The organism is Clostridiales bacterium (assembly GCA_015243575.1).
GTDB classification, from domain to species: Bacteria; Bacillota; Clostridia; order Peptostreptococcales; family Anaerovoracaceae; genus Anoxybacterium; species Anoxybacterium hadale.
The window spans coordinates 911237-927774 of record CP042469.1; the positions used below are offsets into that span (position 1 = coordinate 911237).

Sequence of the window (16538 nt, forward strand, 5' to 3'; positions counted from 1 at the left end):
AAGGGGGTGTTTCTATGAAAACGAAAAAGGTCCCAATGCGCAGGTGTGTTGGGTGCATGGAATCAAAACCGAAACGAGAATTGATTCGAATCGTTGCTGCGGACGGCGGTCCCAAAATAGATTTGACCGGTAAGGCAAACGGAAGAGGCATTTATTTATGCCCCAATACAGAGTGTTTTACGAAGGCAAGAAAACGAAAAGCCGTCAGCAGGGGCCTCGAGATAGAAATAGGAGAAGCAGAGCTGGACAATTTATTCAAGGAGCTAGCGGAACATGAGAAAAAAGGTTGATAGCTATCTGGGTTTCGCTGCCAAATCGAAAAACTTGGTATCAGGCTATCAATCCTGCCTGCATGCCATCAAGCATCGAAAGCTGAAACTATTAATTTTCGCAGAGGACTTGTCCGAGAATACGGTTAAGAAACTGTCCAGAGTGGCAGATGAGAGCGGCGTACCTGTAAGGGTTTATGGTCACTCTGAAGAACTGTCACAGATTACGGGAAACCAGGACAGAGGAATTTTCGGCATTACCGATGGGAATTTTGCAGAGGCGATCATGAAAGAAATTGACGGAAAATAGCGAGGGGAAATCAACAGCTGCCTCGTTAAGAACGCAGAAATAAGGAAATTTTCCACATTCGAAAATTTTCAGGAATGCGTAATAAGAGAATGGAGGTGTTCGAATGTCCAGTATGAAAATACATGAACTAGCGAAAGAACTGAATATGAGCAGTAAAGATATGTTGGATAAAATCAATACCATGGGGATTGATGCCAAAAGCCATATGAGCGTGTTATCCGATATGGACGTAATTGCGATCAAAAATACAGTATTAAGGGGGAAAAGCGGCTCGGAAACGAAAATCGTCAAGGCTGCGCCCAAAAAGACCGAGGTACAGGATAAGGAAGAAGTAAAGGTGGTTGTAAAAGCAGCCGCGCATCCAAGTGCCAGCCCTGAATCCAAAGCTGCGCAAAAACCCGCCGGAGCAAGACCAACACAGCCGCAGCAGCAAACGCAGCAGCCGCAACCATCACATCAGCAGCATCAGCAGTCGCAGCATCAGCAGCCACAGCAAAGAGCTCCACAATCCAATCAAACCCAGTCACATGGGGTGCAGCAACAGGATCGAAATCATCAAACTCAAAACCAGGGAAACAACAGACCGGCGCAGCATCAGCAGCAAAGGCCTGCACAAAATAATCAGGCCCAGCGGCCTGCTCAGGGGAATAATCCTCAGACACAGAGGCCGAATCAGGGGTATTCTCAGGCTCAAAGACCTGGGCAGAATAATTCTCAGGCACAGAGGCCTTCTGGTGGATATCAGCAGCAAAGACCGGCACAGCAGGGCCAACAGGGTCAGTATAACCAGTCGAATCAGTCTGGACAACAGGGTCAGCAAAGATCCTCGCAGAATTATTCCGGACAGAACCAAAGACCGGCACAATCCGGACAGTACGGACAGCAGAGACCTTCCTATGGTGGTCAGCAGAGACCATCCTACGGTCAGCAATCTGATCAAAACAGATCATCCGATGACAGAAACGCGCAGCGTCCTAGAACCGGAGAGCAGAGAGATCACCATAACAAACCAGGTGAATCGAGACAATTCCAGCCCAGAACTGATCAAAGATCAGACAGCAGACCGGACAACAGGGAGCAAAGACCGGATCAGAGAGCCCAGAATCCAAGACAAAAACCCGGTACTCAGACGAATCAGCAGAGATCTACTCAGGGAGGAAATCAGCAAAGGCCCAACAACAACCAACAGAGACCAAACCTGCAGAGACCTGCACAGAGATCAAAACCTCGTCCAAAGCCGGCTCCAAAGCCGGTAGAGCCTGAAATCAATCTGGCTGAACTGCCACCAGGAACAAAGATTATCAATGTTCCGATAACTGTTGCAGGTCTTGCAGATCAGATTGAAAAGTCTACTTCACAGGTCATCATGGCGCTGATGAAGCTTGGAATTATGGCAAATATCAACCAAAATATAGATGAAGATACCGTTGTGATTCTTGGCTCTGAGCTTGGAGTCAATATTGTGGTGGGCAAAGTTGAAGAAGAGATCGTAGAAGAGGGCCTGGAATTATTTAAAGATCAAGATGAAGATCTGAAATCGAGACCTCCGATCATTACCGTAATGGGCCATGTTGACCACGGTAAGACATCACTTCTGGATGCCATCAGAAAAACCAACGTTACGGCTTCTGAGTCAGGCGGGATCACCCAGCATATCGGTGCATCCGAAGTATATGCCAACGGACAGAAAATTGTGTTCCTCGATACACCGGGACACGAAGCTTTTACCGCTATGAGAGCGCGTGGCGCCCATGTGACGGATATTGCAGTCCTTGTGGTTGCAGCGGATGACAGCGTTAAGCCTCAGACGGTTGAAGCCATCAGCCATGCTAAGGCTGCCGGTGTTCCTATTATCGTAGCAATCAACAAGATGGATAAACCGGGAGCAGATCCGACACGAGTCAAACAGGATTTGACAGAGCATAACCTTCTCATCGAAGAATGGGGCGGAGATATTATATGCGTGCCAGTTTCTGCAAAGACAGGAGAAGGAATCGATACCCTTCTTGAGATGATTCTGCTTCAGGCGGAGGTTCTGGAATTAAAGGCGAATCCAAATCGTCTGGCTATGGGTTCCGTTATCGAAGCAAGACTGGATAAAACAAGAGGACCGGTTGCAACTCTTCTGGTGCTCAACGGTACGCTGCAGGCGGGCATGAGCGTTGTAGCAGGAACCAGCTCCGGCAGAATCAAAGCCATGACCAATTTCAAAGGCGATGCCATCAGAAAGGCCGGTCCGGCTACAGCTGTGGAAATCCTCGGTCTTACAGAAGTTCCTGAGGCAGGCGATGAATTTAATGCGGTCAAAGAAGATAAAGTTGCCAGAGAAATCGCGGAAAACCGTAAATCCAAGCTGAGAGAAGAGGTTATGGCCAGAAATTCAAGCATAACGCTGGAACAGCTCTTCAGTCAAATTCAGGAAGGCGAAGTCAAAGAACTGAATCTCATTATCAAGGGTGACGTTCAGGGCTCTGTGGGAGCATTGACCCAGTCGCTGGAAAAATTAAAGAATGAAAACGTTAAGGTTAAAATAATTCATACCGGTGTAGGTACTGTTACGGAATCTGACATCATGCTGGCAAATACTTCCGGTGCGATCGTCATTGCATTCAATGTAAGACCGAGTACTGCGATCACCAGCCTCGCGGAAAGAGAAAAGGTCGAAATCAGAACTTACAGGGTCATCTATGATGCCATCGACGAAGTGGAATCAGCCATGAAGGGAATGCTCGATCCGGTATTTAAAGAAGTGGTTCTGGGCAAGATAGAAATCAGAAACACCTTTAAGGTTCCCGGCGTAGGCATCATTGGCGGTGCATATGTACTGGAAGGAAAGGTGCTGAGAAACGCTGAGATTAGACTTGTAAGAGACGGTATCGTTATTCATGAGGGCAAAATTTCATCCTTGAAGAGATTCAAAGATGACGTGAAAGAAGTGAATCATGGATATGAGTGCGGTATCGGCATCGAAAATTACAATGACATCAAGGAAGGCGATATCATTGAGGCGTTCAAGATGGAGCAAATAGAGAGAAAATAACGAAACCGGACAAAAGTTAAAAGGAGCGCAAATGGGAAAAGGATATCGATCAGGCCGTTTGGGAGAAGAGATCAGAAGAATTGTGAGCGATCTTCTTCTTCGGGAGATCAAAGATCCAAGACTTTCGGGAATGGTAAGCATTTCCGCAGTGGAGGTGACAGAGGACGGCAGTTATGCTACGGTATACATTACAGTTCTGGGCAGCAAGCCATCAGAAGAAACCAGCGGTGAGAAAAAGGATGAGGTTCTGGCAGCATTTAAGAGCGCGAAAGGATTGATCCGCAGGGAGATTGGCAAGCAGGTCAAGCTGCGTCATGTACCAGACCTGTTGTTCAAATTCGATACTTCTTTGGAATATGGAAGACATATCTCCAAGTTGATCGACAATCTTGGTATAGAAAAAGCGGATGAAGAAAATGATGAAAAACACACTGAATCAGATCGCAGCTGAACTGAAAAAAGCTAATACCGTTTTATTGTATCCCCATGTCATTATGGATGGGGATACTTTAGGCTCTTCAATCGCACTGTGCATTGCGCTCAGAAAATTGGGGAAGCAAGCTTACATCCTTATTGAGGACGATATCCCCGGATATTTAACATTTCTGGAAAAGGATTATTGCACCTACGACCAGGAAATCATTGATCGTCCTGATATTTCTATCTCTGTAGATTGCAGTGATATCGAACGCTTCTTCAAGCGAAAGGACAAGTTTCTGATGGGAAAGAGAAGTATTTGCTTGGATCACCACAGAACGAATAATTTCTTTGCTGAATTGAACTATATCGATGAAAACATTGCGGCTACCGGTGAAATCGTCTTTCATCTCATCAACGAGATGGGTGTGGAAGTCGACGTGGAGATGGCAGAAGCAATTTACACGGCAATCACAACGGATACGGGAAACTTTCAGTATACCAATACGACCAAGACAACCCATCTCATTGCAGCAGAACTCTTTGAAATCGGAATTGATCTTGAAAAAATCAGCGTTGAGGTCTATCAGAATATTCGCCATGAAAAACTGAAGATCATGAACGAAGTAATAGGCACCATAGAAATGGTTTGCGGCGGTAAGGCTGATATCGCATATGTGACCCAGAAGATGCTGCAGAAAACCGGTGCACTGATGGAAGAAACGGAAGGGATTATCGAGACCCTTCGAAATATCAGTGGTGTGGAAATTTCTGCATTCCTGAAAGAAAACAGTGAAAATGAGATCAAAGTGGGTCTTCGGGCCAAAACCTACGGTGATGTATCCGTCATTGCACAATCATTTGGCGGCGGAGGTCATAAAAAGGCTGCAGGCTGTACGATTCACGCTCCGTTGGAGGAAGCAAAGAAGCAAATCATAGCCGCTGTTGTAGCACATCTTGAGGGATAACGGAACGATGATCAAAGACGGAATTATTAATTTACTGAAGCCTGCGGGAATGACCTCCCATGATGGCGTTCAGTTTCTCAGACGCCTTACTGGGATTAAAAGAATAGGACATACTGGTACGCTGGATCCAATGGCTGTCGGCGTACTTCCTTTATGTATTGGCAGTGCAGCTCGGATTACTGAATATCTGGATCTGGATTACAAGAAATACCGCTGCGAAATGCAATTGGGATTGGAAACAGACACCCAGGACATTTGGGGCACCGCTATACAGGATAGACGAGAAGCTGGTTTCCCCGAAAGAGCAAAAGTAGAAGAAGCACTTTTCCGGCTACGTGGAGTGATTTATCAATATCCCCCCGGGTACTCTGCTGTAAGAGTAAATGGCAAGCGGCTTTATGAATATGCAAGACAGGGAGAAGAAGTCGAAATCAAGGCCAGAAAAGTTGAAATAAAAGATCTCACGGTGATATCGTATGATTCGGACAGAGGGCGTGCAGTCTTTGATGTTACTTGTTCAAAAGGCACCTACATAAGGACAATCTGTCACGATACAGGTACATTTCTGGGCTGCGGAGCAGTGATGAGCAGTTTGATTCGAACGGCCAGCGGTGCATTTGAATTGAATCATACAGTGACTTTAGAAGAACTAAAAGATAACGGCGCGGAACCTTACCTGCTGCCTCCTGATTTTCCGCTGGTTCATTTTGGCCAGGCAACGGTATCAGCTGACAGAGGAAAATGGTTTGCGAACGGTGGTCATCTACGAATGTCCGAGATCGATATCATACGGGAACCGGAATTTAAAAATCCGAGCTCCGGCCAGGAAGGTGTACGGGATATTCGGGAAGAATACCGAAGCGCCTATAATATTTATTTGAAAGACACATCCAGCAGCGACCAAAATCCGGGAACCTTTCTAGGCGTTGCATTCTATAGCCCCCAATACAAAAAACTCGTCGGCGACAAGATTTTTCTCAGCGACAGAGCTATCTTTGATAGCACTGAAGCGAGCGAAGCGGTAGAAAAAACAGTCCAGGGGCGTGGAGACTCAGAATAAAGAATGGATAGAGTCTCAGCCATCGGGCAAGATTTTTCTCAGCGACAGAGCTATCTTTGATAGCACTGAAGCGAGTGAAGCGGTAGAAAAAACAGTCCAGGGGCGTGGAGAGAATGAATAGGGTCCAGGGGCGTTCTGACACAGAATAGGAAAGAAAGAGATGAAACAGTTTAATTCATTGGATGAAATCAAGAATATTAAGGAAACCGTAGTTGCCTTGGGAAATTTTGACGGTGTTCACAAAGGACATCAGGAACTGATCCGAAGAACTGTGAAAAGTGCCAGGATGGCCGGGTTGAAAAGCGCCGTTTTCACCTTTGCGAATCATCCCAAAAACGTATTGGCGGGCAAACCGGTGATTAAGAATATATTATACCCGGAAGACAAGGCTGCAATGATCCAGTCCCTGGGTGTAGATTATTTGTTTTCTCTGGAATTCAACGAGATTATACAGCATCTCTCTGCAGAAGAGTTTATGCAGAAGCTGCTTATTGGTGCTTTCCGGATGAGAGAAGTTTACTGCGGCTTTAATTATCGCTTTGGATACAAGGCAGAGGGTTCACCGGAAACGCTGATTAAAGCAGGAATGAAAGATGGCTTTGGAATTCATGTTCTGGAACCCTTTAAGATCGATGGAAATCTGGTCAGCAGTTCCTTAATTAGAGAGCTCATTGCTGCCGGAAGAGTCGGTGAATGTAAAAAATATATGGGGAGAAACTATACGGTAGGCGGCGAAGTAGTCGTCGGCAACAAGATCGGCAGAACCATTGGTTTTCCGACTTCAAATATTCTGATCGACGAGACGATGGTCACCCCCGCTCATGGTGTATACGTGACCTACTGCAATTATAACGGAACCTGTTATCAGGGGATTACAAACGTCGGGATCAAGCCGACCATCGGCGACAATCTAAAGAATATTGAGACTCATATCTTTAATTTTAGCAAAGAACTTTACGGCAAGGAGATTCGAGTCGAGTTTCTGGAACGAATTCGTCCAGAGATAAAATTTGAAAATGTTCAGGAACTGGCCCAGCAAATTGACAGGGATTGTGCCGAGGCAGAACGGTTTCACAAAAGGCTTAACGAAGCGAGATTAAGAGATAATTTTTGTGAGACAAAAAAATAATTTTCATTTCGCTCTTGACAATCGGAAAGTTTGCGGTTAGCATATTAATAATTAACAATACGGAAAAGCGATGATAGAGGAAAGTAAAAACAAGAGACCTATCAGGGATTATCCATCGTTGACTGGAAGTGGATATTAGAGAAGTTGTTTTGAAGTTCCCTCTTGAGCTCCTGGCTGAACAATTCGAAAGTAGGCTAAGGCGTTTTCCCACGTTACAGGGATAGAGTATAAAGCGGCAGCTTCGTATTCGAAAAGAGTGCAGTACTGATTCAGTGCTGAATTTGGGTGGTATCGCGGAAGATAAGAGTCATTACCTTTCGTCCCTACATAGGGGGCGAAAGGTTTTTGTTTTATTTAGGCGCTTTTTCTGAATTGTATTTGCGGATGTAATGCCCGGGTTTTTCCGGGGAGCGTGTCCCTGGCTAGACCTCAAGAAACCGGAAAAGGAGAATGAAAATGATTATTGTATTAAAGAATGGAACAACACAAGAAGATATCAACAAGATATCAGGATGGCTGAGTCGCTATGATGTGGAGGTTTGCCCTATTGTCGGAGCTGAAACTACGATTTTGGGTGTTGTTGGAGATACCTCCTCCGTAGACCGAACCTCAGCGTTTCTCAGTGAACATGTAGATAAAATTATAAAGGTTCAGGAACCGTACAAGAGAGCAAATAGAAAGATGCATCCGGAGAATACCATCGTTGATATCGGTGGTGTGAAAGTCGGAGACAACAAACTGGTCGTTATGGCTGGTCCCTGCTCAGTGGAAGGGGAAGATCAGATTGTTGATATTGCCAAGCATATTAAAGAAACCGGAGCAGCCATTATCAGAGGCGGTGCGTGGAAACCAAGATCCTCCCCATATTCCTTCCAGGGACTGAAGGCAGAAGGTTTGGAACTTCTAAACATAGCCAAGGCTGAGACTGGTCTTCCCATTATAACGGAAATCACCAATCCCATGCATGTGGAAAAGTTCATAGGAAAGGTTGACTGCTTTCAGGTTGGCGCAAGAAATATGCAGAATTTTGAACTGCTGATCGAGCTGGGAAGGGCCAGAATTCCGGTTCTTTTAAAGAGAGGCTTCTCCAATACTTTGGAAGAATTTCTCATGTCCGCGGAATATATCTTAAGCGGCGGCAATGAAAATGTGATATTATGTGAGAGAGGGATTCGTACCAACGAGACCTTTACTAGGAATACGCTGGACATCAGTGCAGTGCCTGCACTCAAGAAGCTGAGTCATCTGCCTGTCATCGTGGATCCATCCCATGCATCCGGCATGGCTTGGATGGTAGAATCCTTATCTATGGCAGCCGTTGCAGCAGGAGCGGATGGCTTGATGATTGAGGTTCATAATGATCCGAAAAATGCGCTCAGCGATGGTGCGCAGAGTCTTACCTACGAGATGTTTGAGAGCACAATGAAGAAGCTGAAGCTACTGGCAGCAGTAATGGAGAGGGAGCTCTGAGACTGTAACGAAAAATGATTGAGCAGTTTCATTTTCAATATACAAAGAAATAAAGAAAGATTTGGTTAATGCAGATGAGAAAATTGAACTTAAAGGGAAAACATAACAGCTCTGCGATCCTCATTGGGAGAGGGATTCTAACACAAGCAGGAGAGCTTTGCAAAGCCGAACTTGCAGAACGCAAGGCACCTTCTGCGATTTGCGTGATCACGGATACCAATGTGGCTGAGCTTTATTTAGAGACTGTATTAAAGGAATTTGAAGCTTTTTCAATCCCTGTATACAGTCACGTGATCCCCGCAGGGGAGGAAAATAAAAATCTGGATACCGTTTCAAAAATATATGACACATTGAGTACCAACCGGTTTGGCAGAGATGATATGATCGTAGCCCTAGGGGGTGGAGTTACTGGAGATATCGCCGGCTTTACAGCGGCAACCTATCTGAGAGGAATGAGACATCTGATCCAAATTCCCACCACACTCTTAGCACAGGTGGATTCCTCCGTAGGAGGAAAGACCGGTGTGGATCTTCCCTTAGGAAAGAATTTAGTAGGTGCTTTTCGTCAACCAGACGTTGTTCTGATCGATCCGGTGGTGCTTGACAGCCTTCCGAAAGAGATCTTTACCAGCGGTATGGCCGAGGTAATCAAATATGGCTGTATCTGGGATGAAGAAATTCTGGAGCTGGCGGCAAAGGAAACTGCAATTGATACGTCTGACCCCAAAGAGACAGCGGATCTCAGCCGAGATGTAAATTGGGAAAAGGAGAAGATCGAGTCCCTTATTGCTCGTTGTGTGGCTATAAAAATAAGGGTGGTGGAAGAAGATGAGACGGAGGAAGGACTTCGCAGAATTCTGAATTTTGGTCACACCATCGGCCATGGTCTTGAAAAACTGGCCAATTTTACTGGACTTTCTCACGGAGAAGCTGTTGCTATCGGCATGGTCGCAGCAACTCAGCTGGGAGAGGCTGCAGGAATTACAGATAAGGGTTGCTATGACAAACTGAAAAACCTTCTGCAATGCTATGAGCTGCCTGTTGCGTTACCGTACCCGGTAGAGGAAATCTATCAGGCTATGATGACTGACAAGAAGAAGCAGGGAGGCAGCTTATATTTTATTTTTGTAGAACGCTTTGGCAAGACAGATGTCAGGAAATTGCCGGTTGAAGAACTTCGGCAGATGATGAAAGTGTTAGGTGATTAAGATGGGAAGCACTTGGGGCAATCATATTAAAATATCAATCTTCGGCGAATCTCATGGCAACGGAATCGGCGTTGTTATGGATGGGTTTCCCGCAGGACATTGCTGTGATATGGAGTTCATCCGCAGCGAGCTGGCACGGAGAGCTCCTGGTCAGAGCAGTCTGACCACAGGAAGAAGGGAAGGGGATCAACCGGAAATTCTTTCTGGCATGCTGACGGATCCAGCCAGCGGCGAGCTTACCACAACGGGAGCACCGATCTGTATCGTGATCAGGAATACCGATACGAGAAGCGGAGATTATGAAAATCTTAGAACGGTTCCAAGGCCCAGCCATAGCGACTTCACAGGTCAGCTGCGTTATCAGGGATACAATGATATTCGGGGCGGAGGACATTTCTCCGGAAGGCTGACGGCACCTATGGTGTTTGCAGGGGCTCTTTGTAAAGATTACTTAAGAAAGAAATACGAGATAGAGATTGGTTCTCATATCTATCAGATTGGGGAAGTGAAGGACAGTACGTTTGATTTGACCTCGATTAGTGATACACAGTTAAAGGAGCTGCAGAAAGCGGCATTTCCTGTCCTAGATCCGGAATCAGAAGGAAAAATGAAAGAAATCGTAGATCACGCCAGGCGTGAACTTGATTCTGTCGGCGGTGTGATTGAGTGCGCTGCCACAGGCGTTGCAGCAGGCATTGGCAGTCCGATGTTTTCCAATGTGGAAAGCAGGATCGCCTCAATACTATACGGTGTTCCGGCTGTTAAAGGAGTAGAATTTGGCCTTGGCTTTGAGATGGCAGAAAAACGGGGCTCAGAGGTAAATGACTGCTATGTGAAGAACGGAAACAACATTGAAACACGGACAAATTATAACGGAGGAATTGCCGGAGGCATCACCACCGGAATGCCAATAGTTGTGCGTGCTGCGATCAAGCCCACCCCATCGATCAGCCGCGGGCAGACAACTTTGAACCTGAAGACGGGGCAGGAAGAGCTGCTTGAGATCCACGGAAGACATGATCCCTGTATTGCGATGAGGGCGCCGGTGGTGATTGAATCAGCGGTGGCGCTGGCAATGCTTGACCTCTGTCTGGAGGCATGGGGATATGCTCCGGTTTGATTGCTGCTCGGAATTGAAAGGAACTATAGAATTATGACGCTGAACGAATTGAGACATAGAATTGATGAAATCGATCTGCGGATGAAGGAACTGTTTCTGAAGAGAATGGATATTGCAGAAGCAGTGGCGGAAAACAAACTGAAGACCGGAGATAAAATATTGAAGCCCCAGCGTGAGACGGAAATTATCAATCAGCTCACAGAAGATGTACAGGAAGATTTGAAAGCGCCCTATGCAATCTTTCTCAGTAAGTTGATGGAAGTGAGCCGAACACGTCAATATCGGAAACTCCTGAAGCTTGGGGCGGAATTTCAGCTGAATTATGCCGAAACAGCTCTTGCTATTCATGAGGCTGTATATCAAGGCTTACCTTGTTCTTACTCGGAAAAGGCGGTGAAGAACCTTTTTCCGGATGCTAGTACGAGTGCTGTCGATACCTTTGATGATGTATTTCTCAGCATTAGCAAGGACAAGGTTCAGGCGGGTGTGGTTCCACTGGAAAATACCACTGCCGGAGGCGTATATGAAGTGTATGATCTGCTTTTAAAACATGATTTGTATATCAACGCCTGCGAGATTATTCAAGTGAATCACTGTCTTGCAGCACTGAAGGGGGCCGCACTTTCTAACATAAAAACCGTTTACTCCCATCCACAAGCCATCGCTCAGAGTGCAGAGTTCTTGAAAAAAAGAGGAATTGTAACACGAGAAAGCAGCAATACTGCCGTTGCCGCTAAGGAGATTTTTGAGCGGAATGATATGAGCTGCGGTGCAGTATGCTCCGTACAGGCGGCGGAGCATTACGGACTTTCTGTTCTTGCGGAGGGAATCAATCATAATAAGGAGAATGCTACGAAGTTCGTAGCAGTTTCAAAGCAGCTGATCGTTGAAAACAATCACGATAGAATTGCTGTAGTTTTTGCCTGCCCTCACCGAAGCGGAAGTTTGGCAGGAGTTCTCGGCATCTTTGGAGATTACGGGGTCAATTTAACAGAGATTCATTCCAGGCCAGACGGAAAAAGTCCGTGGGAATATCTATTCTATGTGGACTTTACCGGAAATCTTAAGGATGAGCACATAAGGGCGCTGCTGTTTCAGCTGACAGAAGAGCTTCCCTTTGTAAAAATAATCGGGAGCTATAAGAGTAAATAAAATCGGGAGCAGTAAGCGGAAATAAAATACGATCGCAACGACTCAGAGTTCATGGGTAAAGGTCTTCTGGTCGTTCGTATTACAGGAGTCAAATATGGAAATGAAAGCATCAAAGGGACTTCGGGGCACCATTGACGTAGCACCGGATAAATCGATTTCTCATAGAGCAGTAATGATGGGATCTATAGCAAAAGGAACAACAAGGATCAATAACTTTCTGATGGGTGAGGATTGCCTTTCAACAATTGATTGTTTCAGAAAAATGGGAGTGCCTGTCAAAATAGAAGAAAGCATTGTAACCGTAACAGGAAAAGGACTGCGAGGTCTGCAGGAATCCAAAGAATTGCTCTACACCGGAAATTCCGGCACAACCACAAGATTGCTTTGCGGTCTTTTAGCGCCGCAGAAATTCACTTCGGTTCTTGATGGGGATGCGTCAATTAGAAAGCGGCCCATGAATCGAGTCATCAACCCATTGAAAGAAATGGGCGCCAAAATTATGGCTCGGGATGGCGGCTTTACCCCAATTACCATTGAGGGGACGGCGTTAAAAGGGGTGGAGTATGCTTTACCCGTTGCAAGTGCTCAGCTAAAATCTGCTCTGATTCTAGCGGGGCTATATGCGGAAGGGGAAACGCTAATTCTTGAGCCCAAATCATCCAGAAATCATACGGAACTCATGATCAACGGATTTGGAGGAAATATTTCCACGGAAATAAATCGAATCACAGTAAAACCAACGGAAGAGCTTTATGGTCATGAAATTACTGTGCCCGGCGATATTTCCTCTGCTGCATTCTTTCTTGTCGCAGGTTTAATCGTGCCAGGATCTGAAATCAGAATCAAAAATGTTGGGCTGAATCCCACGAGAACGGGGATTTTGGATGTTCTTAAAGCGATGGGTGCATCCATTGCAATCGAAGAAAATCAGGGAGAAATCGAACCATCGGGAGATTTAATTGTAAAGCATTCTGCACTGAAGGGAACCGAGATCGGAGGAGATCTGATCCCGCGGCTCATCGACGAGCTGCCCATTCTGGCTGTAGCGGCAGCCTTTGCCGAAGGCACAACCGTAATCAAGGATGCTGAAGAATTAAAGGTTAAGGAATCCAACCGAATTGATGCCATGGAAACAGAATTGAAAAAAGCTGGTGCTCAAGTGAGGGCAACAGAAGATGGTATGATTATTCAGGGAGGCAGCCCGCTCCATGGTGCAGATTTTGAAAGCTATCATGACCACCGGATTGCAATGTCCATGGCGGTACTTGCTCTGGCTGCAGAAGGAGACAGTAAAATCTTAAATCATCAGTGCATCAACATCTCTTATCCTGGTTTTTTTGATACCATTACGTCCCTTCAAAACCGATAAGGGACAGAATTTCTATTTGTCATTTATAAAAGACTATGGGTTTTGGTATAAAATTAGTAACAAAAGGGCAAAAATATACCTAAACTCACTGACTTATTTTGAAATGAATCAAATTGTTGCAATTTGTCGGGATTGACGGTGAATCGTAACAATAAAGCACAGAAAATGCTTTACTTTGGAGCATAGATATGATAATATTTATTGTCAATACTTACCTTTCGCTGAGTTCTGCGACTCTCCGACGCTCGTTACACGGCAAAAGGTGAAAAAAGAAAAGGAGAAAGAAAACATGATTGACCAGATTAAAAAAGCACAAATAATCGAAGATTACAAAACAAAAGAAGGAGATACAGGATCTCCTGAAGTTCAGATTGCCATTCTTACTTACAGAATCAATGATTTGAACGAACATCTTAAGATTCACAAAAAAGACCATCACTCAAGAAGAGGTCTTTTGAAAATGGTAGGTCAGAGAAGAAACCTTCTTAATTACCTCAAGAACAAGGATCTGGACAGATACAGAGATCTGATTGCTCGTTTGGGATTAAGAAAATAATTCTAAAAATCAAAGGCGGGGAATTTCCCCGCCTTTCATTTAATACTATTTTCATTTGAAAACAGTATAAGCGGGCGGCTCAATGAATTCAGGAAAGTCGATTCATGGGAAAAACGCAAACAACCGCGGGTAACCGCTTGTGCCGGAGAGCACATGTAAAAAAATAGGAAGAAATTAACAGGAGGAAGTTGTTAATGAGATTTGAAGATTACAGAACATTTAGAACAGCAGTAGGCGGAAGATTACTGCAGCTTGAAATTGGCAAGGTATGCCAGTTGGCAGGCGGTGCGGTGATGGTAAAATACGGAGACACTGTGGTAAACGTTACCGCTACTGCTTCTGCAGAACCCAGAGCCGATATCGACTTTTTCCCTCTTAGTGTAGACTATGAGGAAAGAATGTATGCTGCGGGGAAAATTCCCGGCGGCTTTATCAAAAGAGAAGGAAGACCTTCCGAAAAAGCAATCCTGAGTTCAAGATTGATTGACAGACCAATTAGACCGCTTTTCCCAAAGGGCTTTTATAACGATGTGCAGGTGGTTGCCACGGTAATGTGCGTCGATCCTGACTGCTCACCGGAAATCGTCGGAATGATAGGCTCTTCAGTCGCCTTATCCATTTCTGATATTCCATTCGAAGGACCTACGGCATCAGTACTCATCGGCCTTGTGGATGGAGAATACATTGTAAACCCTACCTTAGCACAGAGAGAAGCCAGTGATCTTCATCTGGTGGTATCCGGCACAAAGGAAGCAATCATGATGGTAGAAGCAGGTGCCAATGAGGTATCTGAGGAAGTTGTTCTCGAAGGCATCATGTTTGCTCATGAAGAAATTAAAAAAATCATAGAGTTTATCGAAGAGGTAGTATCTGAAGTTGGTAAGCCGAAAAGAGAAGTGGTTCTTTACAAAGTTTCAGAAGAGATTGAAACAGCAGTGAAGGAATATGCTTCCGCGAAGATGCGTGCGGCGATACAGACCTATGACAAACAGGAACGACTCGATAATATGGATGCAGTTGAAAAGGAAGCGAAAGCGCACTTTGCAGAAATTTATCCTGATAATAAAAAAGATATTGCTGCAGTTTTATACAGCATTACAAAAGAGCAGGTCAGAAGCCTCATCCTTGATGACGGCATCAGACCGGACAATAGAAAGTCTGATGAAATAAGACCCATCTGGTGTGAAACCGGTATCCTCCCGAGAACCCATGGGACAGGCCTGTTTACCAGAGGTCAGACGCAGGTTCTTTCTGTAACTACAGTGGGACCAATGGGCGAAGCTCAGACCATTGATGGGATCGGTGAGGAAGTAGAAAAGAGATATATGCATCACTATAACTTCCCTCCTTACAGTGTCGGTGAAGCAAGACCAATGAGAAGCCCGGGAAGACGTGAAATCGGTCACGGTGCCCTCGCAGAAAGAGCATTGATTCCAGTCCTGCCAAGTGTTGAGGAATTTCCATATGCCATCAGAGTGGTATCGGATGTACTTGCTTCCAACGGCAGTACTTCACAGGCCTCAGTTTGCGGAAGCACGCTGTCCCTGATGGATGCTGGTGTACCGATCAAAGCCCCTGTCGCAGGAATTGCCATGGGACTGATCGAGCGCGTTGAACCCGACGGATCCAGCAAGATTGTGATCCTCTCCGATATCCAGGGAATGGAAGATTTTCTTGGGGACATGGACTTTAAGGTTGCTGGTACCGCAAATGGTATCACTGCCATTCAGATGGACATCAAGGTTCATGGGCTTTCCAGAAAAATTCTTCAGGATGCACTGGCTCAAGCGCATGACGGCAGAATGTTCATTATGGAGAAGATGCTGGAAGAACTTCCGGAGCCAAGGAAGGAAATGTCACCTTACGCTCCAAGAATCATCTCCATGCAGATCGACCCAGACAAGATCAGAACCGTTATCGGACCGGGAGGCAAAACCATCAACAGGATCATTGCAGAGACCGGCGTAAAAATCGATATCAACGACGACGGACTGGTTTATATCGCTGCTCCTGACATGGAATCTGCAGGTAAGGGCGTAAAAGCCATCGAACTTCTTGTGAAGGAAGTAGAAGTTGGTGAAACCTATGAAGGTAAAGTCACAAGACTTATGAACTTTGGGGCTTTCATTGAAATTCTGCCCGGCAAAGAAGGCCTGCTGCACATCTCCAAGATGGCAAAGGAAAGAGTGGAAAAGGTCGAAGATGTGATGAACATCGGAGATGTTGTAAAGGTAAAAGTAACGGAAATCGACAGCCAGAACAGAATCAATCTGTCCAGAAAAGAGCTGCTGTAAGGAAGCACTGATTTCATGAAGTGTGCGCACGGAATGAATCAACAGTTTCCAAGTCGGTATTCGTAAATGAGGATGCTTTTCATAACTGAAAGGCATCCTTTCTTTTTTTGTGTGTGGATGATTATGGGGTCGTTTCCAAATGTAACGGAAGTGTAACTTTAACTGCCTTTGATTTG

14 protein-coding genes are annotated in these 16538 nt (G+C 45.4%); all 14 read left to right on the plus strand.

What is annotated here, in order from left to right; genetic code table 11:
* The first annotated feature begins 14 nt into the window (after positions 1-14).
* The 14 genes from FRZ06_03995 (at position 15) to FRZ06_04060 (ending at position 16362) form a co-directional block, all read left to right on the plus strand.
* Positions 15-290 (plus strand): YlxR family protein, encoded by a 276-nt coding sequence (locus FRZ06_03995; GenBank protein QOX62565.1) that lies wholly within the window; start codon positions 15-17, stop codon positions 288-290.
* Complete coding sequence (locus FRZ06_04000; GenBank protein QOX62566.1) at positions 274-579, plus strand: 50S ribosomal protein L7; 306 nt, start codon at positions 274-276, stop codon at positions 577-579. The genes FRZ06_03995 and FRZ06_04000 overlap by 17 nt, the downstream gene beginning before the upstream one ends.
* A 112-nt stretch (positions 580-691) precedes the next feature.
* The gene (gene infB, locus FRZ06_04005; GenBank protein QOX65821.1) at positions 692-3619 is read left to right on the plus strand and encodes a translation initiation factor IF-2; all 2928 of its coding nucleotides are present in this window, start codon (positions 692-694) and stop codon (positions 3617-3619) included.
* 31 nt (positions 3620-3650) lie between these two features.
* Positions 3651-4070: a 30S ribosome-binding factor RbfA gene (gene rbfA, locus FRZ06_04010; GenBank protein ID QOX62567.1), complete on the plus strand. Its 420-nt coding sequence runs from the start codon at positions 3651-3653 to the stop codon at positions 4068-4070.
* Positions 4027-5004, plus strand: coding sequence for a bifunctional oligoribonuclease/PAP phosphatase NrnA (locus tag FRZ06_04015; GenBank protein QOX62568.1), 978 nt, complete (start codon positions 4027-4029; stop codon positions 5002-5004). Before rbfA ends, FRZ06_04015 begins: the two co-directional genes overlap by 44 nt.
* 7 nt (positions 5005-5011) lie before the next feature.
* Positions 5012-6064 carry a tRNA pseudouridine(55) synthase TruB gene (gene truB, locus FRZ06_04020; protein ID QOX62569.1) on the plus strand — a complete coding sequence of 351 codons (1053 nt, stop codon included), beginning with the start codon at positions 5012-5014 and terminating at the stop codon, positions 6062-6064.
* Positions 6065-6224: 160 nt separating this feature from the next.
* Entirely contained in the window at positions 6225-7193 is a 969-nt protein-coding gene (locus tag FRZ06_04025; GenBank protein ID QOX62570.1) for a bifunctional riboflavin kinase/FAD synthetase, read from the plus strand.
* 456 nt (positions 7194-7649) lie between these two features.
* Positions 7650-8663 (plus strand): 3-deoxy-7-phosphoheptulonate synthase, encoded by a 1014-nt coding sequence (aroF, locus tag FRZ06_04030; protein QOX62571.1) that lies wholly within the window; start codon positions 7650-7652, stop codon positions 8661-8663.
* A 74-nt stretch (positions 8664-8737) separates the two neighbouring features.
* Positions 8738-9871: a 3-dehydroquinate synthase gene (aroB, locus tag FRZ06_04035; protein QOX65822.1), complete on the plus strand. Its 1134-nt coding sequence runs from the start codon at positions 8738-8740 to the stop codon at positions 9869-9871.
* Position 9872: 1 nt separating this feature from the next.
* On the plus strand, positions 9873-10991 hold the full coding sequence (aroC, locus tag FRZ06_04040) for a chorismate synthase (protein ID QOX62572.1): 1119 nt from the start codon (positions 9873-9875) through the stop codon (positions 10989-10991).
* 33 nt (positions 10992-11024) lie between these two features.
* On the plus strand, positions 11025-12143 hold the full coding sequence (locus FRZ06_04045) for an ACT domain-containing protein (protein QOX62573.1): 1119 nt from the start codon (positions 11025-11027) through the stop codon (positions 12141-12143).
* A 94-nt stretch (positions 12144-12237) separates the two neighbouring features.
* Positions 12238-13512 (plus strand): 3-phosphoshikimate 1-carboxyvinyltransferase, encoded by a 1275-nt coding sequence (gene aroA, locus FRZ06_04050; protein QOX62574.1) that lies wholly within the window; start codon positions 12238-12240, stop codon positions 13510-13512.
* Between the two features lie 289 nt (positions 13513-13801).
* Entirely contained in the window at positions 13802-14068 is a 267-nt protein-coding gene (gene rpsO, locus FRZ06_04055) for a 30S ribosomal protein S15 (protein ID QOX62575.1), read from the plus strand.
* Positions 14069-14262: 194 nt separating this feature from the next.
* Positions 14263-16362 (plus strand): polyribonucleotide nucleotidyltransferase, encoded by a 2100-nt coding sequence (locus tag FRZ06_04060; protein QOX62576.1) that lies wholly within the window; start codon positions 14263-14265, stop codon positions 16360-16362.
* Positions 16363-16538 lie beyond the last annotated feature (176 nt).

Bases quoted from the DNA above. Each gene is read 5' to 3' on its own strand.
- FRZ06_03995 (QOX62565.1), top strand. From the start codon at position 15: ATGAAAACGAAAAAGGTCCCAATGCGCAGGTGTGTTGGGTGCATGGAA.
- FRZ06_04000 (QOX62566.1), top strand. From the start codon at position 274: ATGAGAAAAAAGGTTGATAGCTATCTGGGTTTCGCTGCCAAATCGAAA.
- infB (QOX65821.1), top strand. From the start codon at position 692: ATGAAAATACATGAACTAGCGAAAGAACTGAATATGAGCAGTAAAGAT.
- rbfA (QOX62567.1), top strand. From the start codon at position 3,651: ATGGGAAAAGGATATCGATCAGGCCGTTTGGGAGAAGAGATCAGAAGA.
- FRZ06_04015 (QOX62568.1), top strand. From the start codon at position 4,027: ATGAAGAAAATGATGAAAAACACACTGAATCAGATCGCAGCTGAACTG.
- truB (QOX62569.1), top strand. From the start codon at position 5,012: ATGATCAAAGACGGAATTATTAATTTACTGAAGCCTGCGGGAATGACC.
- FRZ06_04025 (QOX62570.1), top strand. From the start codon at position 6,225: ATGAAACAGTTTAATTCATTGGATGAAATCAAGAATATTAAGGAAACC.
- aroF (QOX62571.1), top strand. From the start codon at position 7,650: ATGATTATTGTATTAAAGAATGGAACAACACAAGAAGATATCAACAAG.
- aroB (QOX65822.1), top strand. From the start codon at position 8,738: ATGAGAAAATTGAACTTAAAGGGAAAACATAACAGCTCTGCGATCCTC.
- aroC (QOX62572.1), top strand. From the start codon at position 9,873: ATGGGAAGCACTTGGGGCAATCATATTAAAATATCAATCTTCGGCGAA.
- FRZ06_04045 (QOX62573.1), top strand. From the start codon at position 11,025: ATGACGCTGAACGAATTGAGACATAGAATTGATGAAATCGATCTGCGG.
- aroA (QOX62574.1), top strand. From the start codon at position 12,238: ATGGAAATGAAAGCATCAAAGGGACTTCGGGGCACCATTGACGTAGCA.
- rpsO (QOX62575.1), top strand. From the start codon at position 13,802: ATGATTGACCAGATTAAAAAAGCACAAATAATCGAAGATTACAAAACA.
- FRZ06_04060 (QOX62576.1), top strand. From the start codon at position 14,263: ATGAGATTTGAAGATTACAGAACATTTAGAACAGCAGTAGGCGGAAGA.